Source organism: Aequorivita viscosa (assembly GCF_900106795.1).
In the GTDB taxonomy this organism is placed as follows: Bacteria; Bacteroidota; Bacteroidia; order Flavobacteriales; family Flavobacteriaceae; genus Aequorivita; species Aequorivita viscosa.
In genome coordinates, this window is sequence record NZ_FNNS01000001.1 from 178,750 (window position 1) to 196,599 (window position 17,850).

The 17,850-nt window shown below is 36.0% G+C and carries 12 protein-coding genes; 7 read left to right on the forward strand and 5 right to left on the reverse strand.

What is annotated here, in order from left to right:
• The first annotated feature begins 164 nt into the window (after positions 1-164).
• From BLW28_RS00815 to BLW28_RS00825, 3 genes are all read left to right on the forward strand, one after another.
• Entirely contained in the window at positions 165-668 is a 504-nt protein-coding gene (locus tag BLW28_RS00815; RefSeq protein WP_073216352.1) for a hypothetical protein, read from the forward strand.
• A gap of 345 nt (positions 669-1,013) precedes the next feature.
• Positions 1,014-1,415 (forward strand): hypothetical protein, encoded by a 402-nt coding sequence (locus BLW28_RS00820; protein WP_143036808.1) that lies wholly within the window; start codon positions 1,014-1,016, stop codon positions 1,413-1,415.
• A 411-nt stretch (positions 1,416-1,826) separates the two neighbouring features.
• Positions 1,827-2,882, forward strand: a complete 1,056-nt coding sequence (locus BLW28_RS00825) for a linear amide C-N hydrolase (RefSeq protein ID WP_073216481.1) — start codon at positions 1,827-1,829, stop codon at positions 2,880-2,882.
• A 379-nt stretch (positions 2,883-3,261) separates the two neighbouring features.
• Here the strand turns inward: BLW28_RS00825 and BLW28_RS00830 are convergent, their stop codons facing one another.
• Together BLW28_RS00830 and BLW28_RS00835 are read right to left on the reverse strand one after the other, a co-directional pair.
• Entirely contained in the window at positions 3,262-6,864 is a 3,603-nt protein-coding gene (locus tag BLW28_RS00830) for an ABC transporter permease/M1 family aminopeptidase (protein WP_073216357.1), read from the reverse strand.
• Positions 6,865-6,866: 2 nt separating this feature from the next.
• Entirely contained in the window at positions 6,867-7,742 is an 876-nt protein-coding gene (locus BLW28_RS00835; protein ID WP_073216360.1) for an ABC transporter ATP-binding protein, read from the reverse strand.
• 317 nt (positions 7,743-8,059) lie between these two features.
• Here BLW28_RS00835 and BLW28_RS00840 point away from each other — a divergent pair, with 317 nt between their 5' ends.
• The 3 genes from BLW28_RS00840 (at position 8,060) to BLW28_RS00850 (ending at position 12,132) form a co-directional block, all read left to right on the forward strand.
• On the forward strand, positions 8,060-8,494 hold the full coding sequence (locus BLW28_RS00840; RefSeq protein WP_143036809.1) for a hypothetical protein: 435 nt from the start codon (positions 8,060-8,062) through the stop codon (positions 8,492-8,494).
• Positions 8,495-8,678: 184 nt separating this feature from the next.
• On the forward strand, positions 8,679-10,778 hold the full coding sequence (gene pta, locus BLW28_RS00845) for a phosphate acetyltransferase (RefSeq protein ID WP_073216366.1): 2,100 nt from the start codon (positions 8,679-8,681) through the stop codon (positions 10,776-10,778).
• A 169-nt stretch (positions 10,779-10,947) separates the two neighbouring features.
• Positions 10,948-12,132, forward strand: coding sequence for an acetate/propionate family kinase (locus BLW28_RS00850; RefSeq protein ID WP_073216369.1), 1,185 nt, complete (start codon positions 10,948-10,950; stop codon positions 12,130-12,132).
• A 73-nt stretch (positions 12,133-12,205) separates the two neighbouring features.
• Here the strand turns inward: BLW28_RS00850 and BLW28_RS00855 are convergent, their stop codons facing one another.
• From BLW28_RS00855 to BLW28_RS00865, 3 genes are all read right to left on the reverse strand, one after another.
• The gene (locus tag BLW28_RS00855) at positions 12,206-13,096 is read right to left on the reverse strand and encodes a T9SS type A sorting domain-containing protein (RefSeq protein ID WP_073216371.1); all 891 of its coding nucleotides are present in this window, start codon (positions 13,094-13,096) and stop codon (positions 12,206-12,208) included.
• A gap of 99 nt (positions 13,097-13,195) precedes the next feature.
• Positions 13,196-14,692: an FAD-dependent monooxygenase gene (locus BLW28_RS00860; RefSeq protein ID WP_234946438.1), complete on the reverse strand. Its 1,497-nt coding sequence runs from the start codon at positions 14,690-14,692 to the stop codon at positions 13,196-13,198.
• Between the two features lie 150 nt (positions 14,693-14,842).
• On the reverse strand, positions 14,843-15,811 hold the full coding sequence (locus BLW28_RS00865) for a tRNA dihydrouridine synthase (RefSeq protein ID WP_073216374.1): 969 nt from the start codon (positions 15,809-15,811) through the stop codon (positions 14,843-14,845).
• A 266-nt stretch (positions 15,812-16,077) separates the two neighbouring features.
• On the opposite strand from BLW28_RS00865, the gene BLW28_RS00870 reads away from it, so the two are divergent.
• A complete protein-coding gene (locus BLW28_RS00870) occupies positions 16,078-17,850 on the forward strand; it encodes an ABC transporter ATP-binding protein (protein ID WP_073216378.1) in 1,773 nt (590 codons plus the stop codon).

Genomic DNA, 17,850 nt, shown 5'->3' on the forward strand with positions numbered 1-17,850 from the left:
TATCTATTTTTTACTGTAACGTGACAAATGAATAAAAACGAATGAATTGTCTTTAATAGTGGTTTTTTTTAAAAAAATGATGCTTTTTGTTAAATGGAGTTAAGTTAAAAAGAGATATAGTTAAATAAATTGAAAATAAAATAAATAAAGAATTTAAGCTTTGTATGTTGCGCTATACTCTAACAATTAAAAACAAAAACGTTTATGAAAAAGTAAAATTAATTTTGTTATCGATGGTAGTGCTTATTGGATTTGCTAGCTGCAGTTCAGATGATGACAACGGACCAAAAATTCAGAAATACACAGCAACTTTAAATCAATCAAACAATTTGGGTGTTGCAGGTATTGCGAGTATTTCTGTAGAAAATAATGGTATTTCAACTTGTCCTCCAGCTTCGGCAGATACCGATGGCGATGGCATAGTAACAATTCTTGAGGGAGCACCTTTTTACGGCGGCGTACTACTGTCGCTAGAAAATTTTCCAACTGCTGATGCCAATGGAAATTTAACTTATACCAAAACATTTATGCTTGGTGGAGGCGATGTACTAACTCCAGCAGAACTTGGAACATTAGAAAATAGAGCAATTGTTCTTCACGGTTTAAATAATGATGGCGAGTATGTTGCTACCATTCCAGTAGCTTGTGAAAAAATAGTGAAATTGTAATATCCACTATTGTAAAAACCAGGGCTTATAACAGTTTTATCTGTTGTAAGCCTTTTTTTTATTTTCTTTTTTAGAATCGCTGAGTTCAACTTCGTATTTACAGATTCAATTTATTACAACTATTATTTTGGGCTGGCGCTCAAGGTGCCATTGTTGCTATAAAACACTTAATTTAACCTAATTAAAAAAACATAATGCTAAAAATTTATCGTCCAACAAAATTAAAGTTTGTTAAAATATCTATTTAAATCTTATTATTATGATAAATAACAATTTTATGGCATTCATTTCATTCAATTAAAGCTATATTTAGTTAATTCGATAAACTAATAAAAATCAAAAGCCATGAAATATTTAAGAATTTTATTATCAACTTTAATGATTATCACCCTTTTTTCGTGTAACGATAAAAACGTTAAAACTGAAGTTGAAGCTGTTGCGCCAGAAAAAAATGAAAGCGGTTTTGAACTAAATGAATCCGGTGAAAATGCTTTAACCGTAGAGAATCCTAAACTAGATATGAGCCAAGAAAAAGCTGAAATGATGTATGAGGATTTGAATATGACCAAAGATCAAATTTATAGTTTTAAAACACAATTTAAAGAGCGGGTTAAAGACGCTGAAAAATTGAATTCGAATCCAAATGAACAAATAGACAAAGATCAAATTAGACACGATGCTTTAAAAGAAATCTTGTCTAAAGAACAACTTGATAAGTACGAGGTTTGGATAAAGGTAAATAATTAGACTTTTTAGCTAAAAATGAAATTTTTGCGAATCTAAAGCACATCTAATCGTATGTTTTGTTTTTGCGTTATAAAAATGTTGATTGTCCGCAACATATCATAATGCTGTGAATTGTGACATTATAACAACTTTTATATGTAGTCTCAAATAGTAAATACTTTTTTATTCTGCGTTAATCACCGTAATCTGTGGGATATCTTTCGCATTATCAGATTTTTGGTTCCCGCTGATCTCGCAGATACTCGCAGACTTTTTTACGTGTAAGGCAAAAAGCGGATATACAATAAAAATGCTATAAAAAGTGATAAAAATAATTTTTAGCTACTTTTAGTTTGAAACAAATCTTATCTTGTACTTTGATTTATGGAATTCATAAATTGCTACTGAATGATCAAACTAAACATCAAACCTATGAAAAAAACATTATTTAAAGCCTTTACCGGCTTATTTTTAGCTTCTATACTATTGTTTTCTCACAATGTAAATGCATGTACGAGAGTAGTCTATCATGGTCTTAATGGTACTGTTTTAACAGCACGCTCAATGGATTGGAAAGATGATATTCCCGCAAATTTGTGGGTTTTTCCGAGGGGTATACACCGTAATGGCGAAGTAGGTAAAACTTCTGTTAAATGGACGTCAAAATACGGCAGTGTTATTACTAGTTCGTGGGACATCGCCTCCTCTGACGGTATGAATGAAAAGGGATTGGTTGGAAATCTTTTATGGTTGGCGGAAACTTCCTATCCAAAATTCGTAAAGGACAAAGGCAAAGCAGGACTTTCAGTTTCACTTTGGTTACAATATGTGCTAGATAATTTTCAGAATGTACAAGAAGCTGTAGATTTTTTAAGCAAAGAAGAATTTGTTGTTGTTTCTTCAAATATTCCTGGAACAGATAAATTCACCACGGTACATTTATCAATTTCAGATAAAACTGGAGATAATGCCATATTTGAATATGTTGACGGTAAACTGGTTGTTCATCACGACAAGTCGTATGTAACAATGACCAATTCCCCAATTTTTGAAGAACAACTTGCCATTGAAACTTATTGGAAAGGAATTCCCGGAACTATTATGTTGCCAGGAACAAATAGAGCAGCTGATAGGTTTGTAAGGGCTTCTTATTATATCGATGCGATACCAAAAACCGACAACACCAGAGTAGCGTTAGCCAGTGTTTTTGGCGTAATTCGCAACTGTTCTGTTCCTTTAGGAATTTCATCAGAAACAGAACCTAATATTTCCTCGACACGTTGGAGAACTGTTGCCGACCAAAAAAACTTGGTTTACTATTTCGAAAATGTTTTAAACCCAAATGTTGTTTGGGTCGACTTCAGTAAAATAGATTTTAGTGAAAACGGAAAAGTTCGGAAATTGAGCCTTTCAAATAATGAAAACTATGCAGGTGAATCGTCTGCAAGTTTCAAAGACACGAAGCCATTTGAGTTTATGGGCTTGTAATGGAGAATTTACCTAAAATCCAGATTTGATTATGACTTTGTTAGCACGTTTAGGCTCTAGTTTAATCTAGTGTTGATTTTTGCGATTATTATTTGAAATTGCCTATTTTGATGTTAAAACTGGTTGCGATTTGTTTCAGGATTGGTACCCTTCCCTCGGGGAAGGGTGGGGCCTGCCAAAGTCACGACAGGCAAGGCCTGCCTGCCAAGGCACGACAGGCGACTTACGAAAGGTTTGTAATATCATAGCTATTCTAAACTAGAGCCAACGTTTATTAAAACCTACAAGGTTTTAGAAACCTTGCAGGTTGGTTAGTCGTTGTTGAGTTATAGGTAACTATATAAATAACCAATTAACTAATAACTTAATTCTCATTAACCTACTCCACAGTTTTTAAGTTGTCATCAGAGTTTCGATCAATTAGCTTATTGTATGGATCTACACCCGCCTTTAAAGGCTTTTCATCTGTAACTACGGTAAAGGTATTGTCTCCAGGCTTAAGCCATTTCAATTCAAAATAGAATGGGTTTTTAATAGTTACTCCATCGTCAGTTTTTATGTCTTCACCAAACAAGCCAATGTCGATTAAGTTTTTCTTTTCGTCAATTCTATCTTCTCTTCCTTTGTCGTCGTAGTACGTTTTCTGCACATTTACCGTAAAAGTAGTTTCCCACTTCCCGTTATCCAAAGCTTTTGTTTTGGCATCCATAACCCTGTTTTCATATAAAACAATTTCCTTGAAACCATCATCTACCTTGTATTTTAATGAATCTGGTGCGACGGCATAAATTGCTTTATACAAATCTTCAGAAGTAGGGTAGTAGCCTTTCTTGTTGTATTTAAATTCTTCTAAAAAGTTTTTCAATCCGCTATTTAGCACATCTTCGCCAATAACATCTTGTAAATCGTACATTATCATAGAGCCTTTTTCGTACCAAATGTGCTGACCTACTTCAACATCCATTAGCGTGCGTTCGGGTTTAAAGCTAAATTTACGTCCAGCCAAATACTTGTCTAATGAATTTTTCAAGAAGGTTTTTATTCCGTTTTCGCCGTACTCTTGCTTCATGGTCATTAGCGAAGTGTATTCCGCCAAGGTTTCTGAAATAATATTCGCCCCTGAGGTTTTACTTGGCGTTACAATATGTCCCCACCATTGGTGAGCCACTTCGTGCGAAGTAACGCTAAATACGTAGTTATAACTGTCTGCTTTCGAAAAATCGGCAACAAAACCTACATTTTCAGAATACGGAATTGTGGTGGCAAACGACTGTGCAAAAGATGAATACGCCGGAAATTCTATCACTCGAATTACCGAATACGGATATTCCATAAAGTTTTTGGAATTGTATTCTAACGCAACTTTTATACCTCTTATAAATGAATCTAAGTTCCATTTATGTTTCGAAGAATGATAAATTTCTATGGCTACTTTTTTACCACTTGGTGCAATCCAAAAATCCTTTTCAATATCGTACGTAGCAGATACAAAGCTGAAAAAGTAATCTGTTTTATCTTCTAATTTATAATGGAAATAGCTTCTGTCATTTTCTTCCCATTGTTTTTTAAGTGTGCCTGGAGCTACAGCTGTTTGCCCCTTTTTAGTGCTTATAACGGCTTCAAAATTAAGATAATCTCCATCTTCATTAAATAAATTTTTCTTTAAAGCGGTGCTATCTGTTCTCGGCGGATATAAAAAGTCAAGTATTTCGAGTCCATGCTTCTTACGCACGCCGTTGTCCATCAAACTTCGTTCATAATGAAATGAAGGGAAAATAGCATCTCTAAAAAACGTACCATCTCCTAAGATTGCAGTTTCAGAATCGGATGAAAAACCGTGGGTGTTGGCTGCTGTTTCAATCACTAAAGAAGCTGTTTCTTCAGGTTGTAAACTCGCCGGCAGCTTGTAGATAAACATGCGATAGTCTTCATCTTCCAGAAAAGGTTGTAACTCTGTGCCGTTATAAACCACTTTGGTAATTTTCGTGTCGGCTATAGGGAATTTAACTTCCATTAAAAGTGTATCAATAGGGGTTTCAAAATTATTTATAACTTCAAATTCTCCTTTGGCCACAACGCGTCTATCGTCTGGGAAAATATCTATAAACGCTTTTAAATCTATTATTTGGATATGTGGTTTGTCGATGTATTTACCGTATTTTTTTTCAGCATCGGCACTAAGTTTTTCGCCGTAGTTACTATCTTCTAACTTGTTCAAAACCTTTAAATTGTAATAGCTATAAGCCCCAACGGAAACAAAGGCGAGTACAAAGAACAACAGTACGCCTAATGTTTTTCCGTTAAAACGTTGTTTGGCAATATGAAGTCGTTCTTTAGCAGAAGAAAGAAATCCGCGATTCCAAAAAACGATTCCGATGGTGGCTAAAATGCAAGTGAGTAAAATCCAATAAAGGTTTAACCAAAACTGCCCGTATAAGTAATGTCCGAAACCATTTAAATCACTTAAAAATCCACTCGGGGTTCCTCCAAAAATCACTAATGGATTTGAAGTTTTAAACGCCAACGTCATTAAAATAGGTAAGCCGATATAGATAATAATTACAATGAAATGACCTAAAAATTTATTGTTTACCAAAACGTGAATAAAAAATGCCAAAAGCACCGTCATTAAATAGGTAGGAAATATTGTCGTGAAATTATAGGTTAGGTACATTCCTAACTCGTAATTGAAAAAGCCGTTAAAAGTTTGATACAAAATTCCTACTACCACATTGAGTAAAGTCAACACAACGGCAACTCCAACGAGCGAAATAATTTTTGAAAGATATAAGGTAATATTACGAACAGGTAGCGCGTCGTAAAATTCAAAGGTTTTGTTTTGTCGGGTTCTATGCACGGCTTCTCCCGCGTAAATGACTAAAATAATAACAGAAAACAATGATAACCCAGCAGATATTTGCATAACCATATAGCGTGTTAACGGGAGGGAAGGAGTGCCATAAATTTGATTTGATTGATAGGTTACAAATCCAGCGACGATAATTCCCATTACGATCAAAATAATGAAAACTGTTTCTTTTACTATAGAAAGAAATTCAATTTTACTTAATGACATTAGGTTTTCCCTTTGCGCATTAGCATCGAATACCTGCGCTATTTTCGCACTATAAGTAGTAGGTGCGTATTCTTCTTTACCTTCTTTGGCCGATTTTTTCTTTGAAGTATTTAAAAATCCTTTATATGAAAATTTAAACAGCGTGAAGATGAAAATCAAAATCCCAAAACCTAGCCATAATAGTCTGTTTATAGCAAATTTACCAGAGAGCGATAATTGATTGTGGTTCAATTCGGCTATTGTCCAATACTTTGTAATATACCCGTACGCAGTTTCTCCAAATGGATCTACATATACACTTAACCATTCGGTTTCTAGGCTCGACATTAACTGGCCGGAAACAATTGTTAGAATTAAAATTACTATTCCGCCTAAGTACAATATAGACATGCGCTTGAAAAACGTCATTAAACAAAAAAACAAGCTGCCAATAAAAAAGGCGTTAAAGGTTAATAAATACAAAAATGGCAGAACATACGAAGCCAAATTAAACGAAGTATATGTTCCGTAATCGGGGCGTTCTAAAAATGCACCCATTTCAAAACCTATCATTGCGCCAATTACAGCACCAATATTCATTAAAGTAACAATGGTAAAACTTCCAAAAAACCTGCCTATGATGTAATTTTTTTCAGAAACAGGATAGGTGAAATAGGTTTGCGCTGTACGATGTTCTTCATCCCGATAAACCGCAACGCCCATAATAGCGGCGTAAAAGAACAAGCTAATAATGCTCATTCCTCCTAGAATTCCAACAATCGCATTTGGACTGTTGGTGTATTGGGCTGTAACGGAATCTGCAAAAACACTTAATAAAAGAGGTATTATAAACATCAATGCAATGTAGATGTAAGTAGCGGGGCGTCTAAACCGATATTTTAGTTCGAATAAGAAAATCTCCTTCATAATTATACGGTTTGAGGTTGGTTAATACTGTAGAAGTAGAAATCTTCTAAGTTGTTGTTCACCACTTCAAAGCCATCTCCAGGATGCACTTCGCTATAAATGTTCACATTCATATTTCCGCTTCGTAAATAAGTTGAAAGCACGGTGTATTCTGCTTGATATTTCTCAATTTCATTCTTCTCAATTCGTTTGCGGAATATTTTTTCGTTTAACGAATTCGATAATTCTTGTGGATGTCCTTGTACCACAACGGTTCCTTCATTAAAAACCGCCATGTTTGTACATAAATTCACGACATCGTCTACAATGTGAGTGGAGAGGATTACGACTGCATCTTCGCCCAATTCACTTAACAAATTATGAAAACGATTACGCTCTAAAGGATCCAAACCAGCTGTTGGTTCATCTACGATTATCAACTTAGGATTTCCTATTAAGGCTTGTGCAATCCCGAAACGCTGCCGCATGCCTCCAGAATAATCGCCTAAATTTCGCTTTCTGAATTTGTATAAGTTTACCTGATTCAACAAATCGGCAACATAGGCTTTACGGTCATTGGCACTGTGAATTCCTTTAATTTTCGCAATGTGGTTCAGCATCATTTCTGCCGAAACTTTGGGATATACTCCAAAATCTTGTGGTAAATACCCTAATACTTTTCGTAGTTCTTCGGGTTGACTAAAAACATCAATTCCATCAAAATCAATCGATCCAGTATCGGCAACTTGCAAGGTTGCAATAGTTCGCATTAATGAAGATTTTCCCGCTCCGTTGGGCCCCAATAATCCGAACATACCTTTGTCAATAGTAAGGTTTACATTGTTTAATGCTTTTGTGCCGTTAGGATAGGTTTTATTTAGATTTTGTATAGAGAGCATATTTTTTTGTTTTGAAGGTTGTCTAATTACAGATATTAGTAGCTGTTTTTAAATTTTTGTTACCGTTAAGTGCATATTTTGAAGAAATGAGTCGAAGTATCAAGCGGTTTTGAGGCAAGAATAATCAATATTTGTTAGTTTTTATACATACAAAGTTTCATAAAGCTCTAAAATACTTTACAAGTGCGATTAACGCGTTAATACCAATAATTACGAATCAAATAATGAATAATTTACAATTTCTTCGAAAGTTCGCCTTGATTATCATTTTTATGATATCAGTATTTTTATTTTTTCTTTTTTGGAATACCCAAAATATGGGCAATGATATTAATAATTCAGTTAATGCCGAATCCTTCAATGTAGAACAAAAACTATTAATTATTACAGAACCCAGTCCGTTTAAAGATTTGATAGTCGAAGGGCTGAAAGACTATTATAAAAATTCCACTGTTCTAATTGAAGTTGTTAACGACAAGTCTATAGCAGTAACCGATGCTGCTTATTTTAAAGCTATTTTGGTGTTGCACCGATGGGAAGCAAATGCGCCTACACGAAATATACAATCGTTTTTGGATAAAAATGAATCTTTTAAAAATACTATCATTATACTAACCACCTCTTGGAATGGGTTAGAAAAACTGGAAAATGTAGACGCTTTAACTGGTGCTTCTGTTATGAACAATGCGCCTATTTTTACAAATAAATTAATTGAAAGAATAGACCTAATTTTAGAAAATAAAAAACTGTAGTTGTTACACGTAAAATTATAAGCAGTCAAGGCAAATGAATATATGGAGGCTATGATATTCATCATTTGTTATAATTTTGATAGACCCTAATTTTACACACTAAGAACAGAGATAACATCGATTTATTACAAGATTTCAAGTATGAGATTCAGAATGTTATTTACTTTTACAAAAACAGCAAAAAATGAACAAAGCCGTATATATTGCCACCACAGAACCCGATAGTGGGAAGTCTATTGTTTCACTTGGACTAATGCAATCATTGTTGGGAAAGGCAGCCAAAGTAGGCTACTTTAGACCTATTATCGACGATTTTGCCCCAGGTAAAATAGACAATCATATAAACACAGTTTCGATCTATTTTAATTTAGATTTAAAATTTGAAGACGCTTATGCTTTTAAACGAAGTGAGGTAATTCGGAAAACGAATGAAAACAAAGACGGGGAGATAATTAGTAGAATTATTGAAAAATATAAATACCTTGAAGAACGTTTTGATTTTATTTTAATAGAAGGCACAGGTTTTACAGGTGAAGGCACTATTAAGGAATTTGATATCAACGTGTTAATCGCTAAAAACCTAGGCGTACCCGCAATTATTCTGGCTAGTGGGATTGGTAAAACATTGGATGAATTTGTAGGAAGACTACAAATGGCTTTCGATACTTTTAAGGATAAAGGTGTTGAGGTTCTTGCGGTAATCGCCAATAAGGTGCAACCACAAAATAAAGAATTGGTCGTTTCTGAATTAGAGAAATATTTGCCTAAAAAAGTTGTGGTCGGAGCAATCCCTTTAAACCCAGAATTGTCGAATCCTTCAATTAAGGAAATAGTTGAAACCTTAGACGCAAAAGTGCTTTTTGGTGAAGCTTTCATCAATAATCAAGCAGGTAATTACAGCGTAGGGGCAATGCAATTACATAACTATCTTCTTCATTTAAAAGAAAATGCTTTGGTAATTACACCTGGCGATAGAGCCGATATTATTTTAGGCGCATTGCAAGCAAATATTTCAGATAACTATCCAAATGTCTCTGGAATTGTGCTAACAGCAGGACTAATTCCTGAAAAATCTATCATTAAACTTATTGAAGGACTTTCACACGTAGTTCCTATTATTTCAGTAAAAGGAGGAACTTTTTCGGTTACCAATAGTTTGGGGAGTATTAAGTCTAAAATATATGCCGAGAATACAGAAAAGATAGCAATGTCTATCAAAGATTTTGAAAAGCACGTTAAAGTCGATGCGCTCATCGAAAGACTCATTACGTTTCAATCGAATGGAATTACGCCTAGGATGTTTCAATATAATTTATTGAAAAAAGCCAAATCTAGTAAAAAGCACATTGTGCTGCCCGAAGGATTAGACGAACGTATATTAAGAGCTACAAAACTGCTGATAGATTTGGACGCTGTGCAAATAACGTTGCTTGGTGATAAAAAACAAATAGCAGAGAAGTTAGCTACCCTTGATATAGCACTAGACCTAAATAAAATAAACATCATCAATCCAACGGAATCGGAGTATTTTGATTCGTATGCAGAAACGCTTTATGAACTAAGAAAGCACAAAAACGTAAATTTAGCAATGGCTAAAGATTTAATGATAGACGTGTCTTATTTTGGAACAATGATGGTGTATCAAGGCGATGCCGACGGAATGGTTTCGGGAGCTATTCACACAACGCAACACACAATTGTACCTGCCCTTCAATTTATTAAAACAAAACCAGAGGCTTCTATAGTTTCTTCTGTGTTTTTTATGCTTTTGGAAGATCGTGTTTCGGTGTATGGCGATTGTGCAATTAACCCGAATCCTACAGCAGAACAGTTGGCTGAAATTGCGATTTCATCAGCAGCGACCAGTTTGGCTTTTGAAATTGAACCTAAAATAGCAATGTTGTCTTATTCTTCTGGAGCTTCAGGAGTAGGGGAAGACGTAGAGCGAGTGAGAGAAGCTACACGAATTGTAAGGGAAAAAAGACCAGATTTAAAGGTAGAGGGTCCAATACAGTACGATGCTGCTGTCGATCTTGCCGTTGGAAAATCGAAAATGCCAAATTCTGAAGTGGCAGGACAGGCCAATGTATTTATTTTCCCCGATTTAAATACTGGGAACAACACATACAAAGCGGTGCAACGAGAAACCAAAGCACTCGCAATTGGTCCAATAATTCAAGGATTAAACAAACCTGTTAACGATTTAAGCCGAGGTTGCACTACAGACGATATTTTTAATACCGTAATCGTTACCGCAATTCAAGCACAGGATTCTCACAGGTGAATTGACTTATGATTAAAGGACATAATACATAGGACGGATTGAGTGTTAACCGAAAATATAATAGTTACAATACCATTAGTCCTACGTCTTACAGTCCTAAGTCCTTTCAAAATAAACATCAAATTAACAATTGGCAAACCTATAGCCATCCAAAAGAAAAGATAACAAAATGAATATTTTAATACTGAATTCTGGAAGTTCTTCAATTAAATTTCAATTAATAGAAATGCCTTCCGAAGCATTGATTTGCAGCGGATTGATAGAGCGTATTGGTAATGATGACGCGGTTTTAAATTATAAAACAACCTCAACTTCAATTAAGCAGACTGATGCTATAAAAACGCACAATGAAGGGCTACAGAAAATAGTAGAATTATTACTTGACCCTGAAAAAGGCGTAATAAAAAGCACAGATGTTATTAAAATTGTTGGACATCGCGTGGTACACGGTGGAAATTCATTTTCAAGTACCACATTAATCACTGATGAAGTGAAGAAAGATATTCAGAAATATGCTGCTTTGGCGCCGCTCCATAACCCAGGCAATCTTCAAGGAATTCTAGTTGCGGAAGCGTTTTTCCCTTTGGCAAAACAAGTTGCAGTTTTCGACACAGCTTTTCATAGAACCATTCCCGAAAAAGCGAGTAAGTATGCAATTCCCAACGAACTTTATGAAGAACAGGGCATTCAGCTATATGGTTTTCACGGCACGAGCCATCAATACGTTTCTGAAAAAGCAATAGAATATTTAAAACTCAAAACATCCAAAATTATCTCTATTCATTTAGGAAACGGTTGTAGCATGACAGCAATCAAGGACGGTAAAAGTATAGATCATAGTTTAGGGTTTACTCCTTCCAACGGTTTGATTATGGGTACAAGAAGCGGCGATATAGACCACGGAATTATCTACCATTTAGTCCATAATTTAGGCTATACTGTTGAAAAGGTCAAGGATGTCCTCACAAATAAAAGCGGTATGTTGGGCCTTACGGGTTTCGGTGATTTAAGGGATATTGAGGCTGAAGCTGAAAAGGGAAATTCAAATTGCATCCTCGCTTTAGAAATGAATGCCTATCGAATAAAAAAGTATATAGGGGCCTATGTTTCCACGATGAACGGTTTGGATGCTATCATATTCACCGCAGGAATTGGTGAAAATTCAAGTGTAATTCGAAGATTAGCTTGCACCGATATGGATTTCTTCGGAATAGAATTAGATGAAGCTAAAAACGAATTGAAGTCGAAAGAATTACGTGAAATAAACACTAAAAATTCTAAAGTAAAAGTTCTCGTAATTCCTACGAATGAAGAATTGGAAATTGCAAAACAAGCGTATCAGTTATTGTATTAATCTAAAGGGTTATTAACGTTATATTTTACGTTTTTAATGACATCTGCTCGGGAATTTGTAGGTGACAAAGTTTTTATTTCACAAGAACTTTAAAGACCTTCTTTTCAAATGTATCAGAATAGGCAACAACCAAATACATTCCCGCAGAAGCGTTTGAAAAACTAAGGTTTAACTGGTTCTGGCCATTGTTTCTTGTTTCACTCAACTTTCTTCCGTGAAGGTCAAAAACATCGACAAATCGGATGTTTTCGGTGTTATACATTTCGCATAAACCATCATTAATTATGGTGTTTAGCGCCACTTTTTCCAAAGAATTATAGTTGTTTTCAACACTCAATACCCTTGATTCGCATCTAGTTATTGAATCTAAATTGGAGTAAAATAATTCCCCATTTTTAAAGAAACAGCTTAAATGTCCCGCATCATTAATATCGGGATAGCCACCCGGAGCGTTAATGAGTGAAAAGGAACCAACACCTTCAACCCAAGCAGCGGTATTGCTGCTAATGGTATTGGATGTGGTAGGAGATAAATAGAAATGTCTATACTCACTCCCATCAACTAATGGGCGGTTGATAATAGAATCTACCTCAAAGTAGCCAGCTTCGGCAGGAAAGGGGCTAATAGGGTTTTTAATATCTATGGAATCTCCAACTTGTAATGAAAAATCATACAGCAAATATTCTGTGTTGCCACTTCGAGCTACAAGATTAAGATAGACTTTTTTTGAAGCTAAATCTTCCCGCAATAAAAATGTTCGGGAAATGTAATGGTAGCCGTCTAGAACTTTATACTCCATTCCGTTTACTATGGTATCTCCATTTGTGAAGTACATATCTGTAATGCAACCATTGAAACACGAAGTAAGTTGCCATTCATTATCGTTGTCTAACAGTGGCTTATATTCCTGTGCTACAGTTGGAATTAAGAAGAGAATATTGAGGATTGCTAATAGGTTTCGCATGGTAAAAGATTCTTTTCAATAGTAAATATAATTTTTTAATGCAGTTTATTTATTATTTGCGGCTAACAAATTACAGAATTATTTAAGTTGAAAAGCAATTTAGTTGTTATTGTTGTCTGTTCTGTTCAAGCAGCGTCCTCTTGGCGCATCACCCTCGTGCAATACAATTTCTGAATGAAGAAACTTTGCAGCTGCGGCAGAATCTTTTACTTTTGGCGCACTACGGTTTAGCATTTCTGCTTCATATTTTGTTAAAACACTTTTTCTTATTCCAACTTCTCTCCAATTTGAAAAAGGATTACATTCTTTTACGATTCCTCGTGCAAGGGCTAAGGCATCTAACAACGCCTGATTTGCTCCTTGTCCTTTAAACGGACTCATTGGGTGCGCAGCATCGCCAATTAAGGTTACGGCGCCTACATTTTTTAACAGTTCTGGGTTTAATAATTCTCGGTCATAAACGGGATATCCAGAGATATTAGTTTCTTGTGTGGCAGCAATAATCTGTGGAATGGGAATGTGCCACTGTGTTCTTTCACTCGCTTCTTTTTTGAGGGCTGCAGTACCTTGAGCGCTTAAAGCTTTTGCATCTTTCTCTGGCATTGGGAAGCTAAGTTGCCACATTACTGAAGTGGAAGTGTAGGGCATTACATAAATTCGTTCATTGCCATTGGCGGTTTGAAAAACCGTTTCGGAATCTAATAATGTGCTATTGACATCGTCAAGCGCTTTTAACGGGCAGATTCCTAAAATTACAATACAACCGAGGTATTGAAGAGGTTGGTTTTTACCTTGTAAGATCAAGTCGCGTACCGTACTACGAATGCCATCGGCACCAACTACAAGGTCTGCTTTAGCATTTTTCAATTCTCCGTTAACTTGAAAGTTGAGCGAAATATTATTGTCTTCACATTCACTAAAGCTTACCAATTGATGTCCCCACTGAATGTTAGCATTTCCACCTAATTGTTCAAGTAAGGCTAAACGCAACGATTGTCTTGCTATATGTATATTTGAACGCTTTGAAGATGTCTTAGCTTCGGATTGAAGCCATTTACGCATGCCCCATTCCCCAATAACTTTTCCTTCCGTAGTATGTACGACGTGTTTTGTTGAAACCACACCTTTATCTAGGGAGAAAAGTCCGAAGCCTTCAATGGCTTTACTCGCTTGTTGCAAAGTGAGGCCATAGCCCTGAGGTCGCGCTTCGAGGTTGTTGTCTCGTTCATAAAGAGTAAATGGAATACCCCGATGTAAACAGGCCACGGCAAGTGCGACACCACCTATACCACCACCAATTATTGCAAGGTGAGGATACCTTTCTTTATCAACTTCTGGGCAACTTTCAGCAGGAATTAATCCAGAACCAGCACAGTTTAAGCAAGGATGTAGGTCGCCTTTAGGACGAACAGGGGCAGTCGTTTTTTCTTTGTTATTTTCAAACTCTTCTAGTGCTTTTTGATAGCGGAGTTTTATTTTCTTTCGAAGTCTTCGGCTTTTTTTACCGCTTCCATGACATTCTTCACAAGTTGTCCAGGTTGTCCAAGTAGTGGGAGTGTTTACCGTATATTTCATTGCACCCTGAGCTAACTTCATTTAGAATTTAGTATTGAATTAGCGTGCATAGAAGTTTTTAGTTTTGCGCAAATATACGAAGGTAAATTTTATGCCTAATTTTTTACTGCTTATTTGAAATCTAGAAATGAAAAAAACAATGCCTATAAGTACGCTTTGTTCTTTTCTGCCTTACCTAGAAGAGCTTGCCGCCTTCATTTCCGTATTCAAAATTTGAGCAACTGCTTGTTTGTATTTTATAGGGTTTGTAGCCTTCTTTATCGCCTTGTATGTTTTCTGCGGATTGGATGTAGCTTGTGAAAAGAACTCCCAAAACCCGAGCATTTTCATTTTTATAGGCGTAGGGCCAGAAAGATATGCGTCGTATTGCTGGTAGATAGTATCGTGGAATTCAGAGAAAATCTCCCAACGGTTTTCAGGATATTCAGTAGTATTATTTTTGATCATACTAGGCAAAAAAGGATCGGCAATCAATCCACGTCCAATCATAAAATGATCTATAGTTGGAAAGCGTTCTGCAATAGCCTTATAAGCTGCAACGCTAGTAATATCACCGTTATAATACAACTTGTGTTTGCTGCCACTTAGGCATTTCTCAAAAGCGTCTAAGTCTACAGGGCCTTTGTAAAGTTGCTTTCCTATTCTAGCGTGAATGGCAATGTTCTTTAACGGATACTTGTCTAAAATTGTAAAAGCCTCTAAAATTTCTTCGGCGTGTTCATAGCCCATTCGCATTTTCATCGAAACCAAAATATCTGTTTCGTTGTGGGCTCTCTGCAGCACATCATCAATTTTTGTGTGATTGCAAATCAAGCCAGAACCCATCCCAGACTTAGCAACCATAGGGTATGGGCAGCCCAAATTCCAGTTCAATTCCTTATACCCTAAATTTTGCACGTATTTCGCAACAAAAATGAACTCATCAGCATCGTTCGTAATTATTTGAGGAATCACGGTTAAGCTGGTGTTGTTTTCTGGTGCAATATCGTTTTGATAGGATTGCTTAATCTTCAGTTTTCCATTCAGTCTTATGTATGGCGAATAGAACGTATCAATTCCACCAAAGTAATGATTGAAGGCATTGCGAAATCTGAAATCTGTAAAACCTTGTAAAGGAGACGAAAGTAGAGTAGAAGCCATTTTGTTTTTTAGTGGCAACAAAGATAGGGTAAATGTGGGATGGATTTCTTTACCTCGAATACACGAATTGAATTTTATACTGAATAAATCATTTCAATACGTGGTTTCTTGATTTTATTGAAAATAAGTTGCCTTAAAGATTCTGCCTCTTGAGAGTAAGCATCTTCAAAAAAACAATCTTCAAACTCAAAGTTAAATGTGTGTCGCTGCTCAATTTCCCCTCCATTAATGAGTACTTTCGCACCCTAAAATATTCTGAAAGCAACATGCAGCATTATAAAGAATCAACAAAAAGTAAAGATAAGTCACAACCAAGAGTTACAATGGTTCAGGCTTTTAAAACGATAATTTGGCCTAGGCGGAATTTAGTTTTTATGGGCTTACTATTGATTGTTATTAGGAGTTTATCTGGTTTGGTACTGCCGTGGCAGAGCAAAGTTTTGCTTGATGATGTAGTGCCAAACAAAGATTTATCACAACTCTACACGCTAATTGCTATCGTTATATCGGCAATTATAGTTCAAGCAACCACCTCGTTTTTACTTACTAGAATCTTAAGTGTACAAGCCCAATATTTAATAAGCGAATTGAGGTCTCAAGTGCAAAAGAAAGTGCTTTCATTACCAATCAGCTTTTTCGATAACACCAAATCTGGCGCCTTAGTTTCGAGAATTATGAGTGATGTTGAAGGCGTTAGAAACCTTATAGGAACTGGTTTAGTACAATTGGTAGGCGGTTCGTTTACTGCTGTAGTGTCTTTGATTATTTTAATAAAACTAAATGCGTGGATGACACTTTTTGTCTTATTGCCACTGTCCATATTCGGCCTGGTAGCCTTGAAAGCGTTTAAGTATATCCGTCCCATTTTTAGATCGCGCGGGAAAATTAATGCTGAAGTAACAGGAAGGCTAACCGAAACCCTCGCTGGAGTTCGCGTTATAAAAGCTTTTAATGCTGAAGAACAAGAAAGTGTTGTTTTTGAAAAAGGAGTTGATAAACTTTATCAAAACGTAAAAAAGAGTCTAACAGCAACTGCGTTAATGACCAGCTCATCCACCTTTTTAATCGGAGTAGCCACTACCGGAATCATGGGAATGGGAGGTTATTATATGATGATTGGTGAAATGACGACTGGAGATTTTCTGTTTTTTACCCTAATTCTTGGGTTTATGATTGCGCCCATTGTTCAAATGAGCAATATAGGGAGTCAGTTAACCGAAGCCTTAGCAGGTCTCGACAGAACCGAAGAACTGATGAATATGACTGCCGAAGAAGATAACCAAGCTAGAAGTATTCTATTAGAAAGCCTAAAAGGTGATATTGAATTTAAAGATGTTTCTTTCTCTTATGAAGAAGGGAAACAAATCCTACACAATATTAATTTTAAAGCTCCAGCGGGTTCGGTAACGGCTTTAGTGGGAAGTTCAGGGTCGGGCAAATCGACTATTGCGGGGCTTTCGGCTACTTTCTTAACGCCACAATCTGGAACAGTAACTATAGACAATCAAGATTTATCACAAGTTAAATTAAGCAGCTACCGCCAATATTTAGGCGTTGTGTTGCAAGATGAATTTTTATTTGAAGGTACTATTCGTGAAAATATTATGTTTCCAAGACCCAACGCCACAGAAGCAGAAGTGCAAAACGCAGTAAAAGCAGCTTATGTAAACGAATTTACCGATAGGTTTGACGATGGTTTAGAAACTTTAATAGGGGAGCGAGGTGTAAAACTTTCTGGCGGACAAAGACAACGATTAGCCATTGCACGAGCCATTTTAGCAAACCCAAAAATCATTATTCTGGACGAAGCCACTTCAAGTCTAGACACTCAAAGTGAAGCCTTAATCCAGAAGAGTTTGGCTGAATTGATTAAGGACAGAACCACCATCGTTATTGCCCACCGTTTAAGCACGATTAGAAAAGCCGATCAGATTTTAGTCATTGAAGCTGGCCATATTGTAGAACGCGGCACCCACGAACAATTAATTGCGAAGGAAGGTAGATATTATGAGTTATATACGTATCAGGCGAAGATTTAA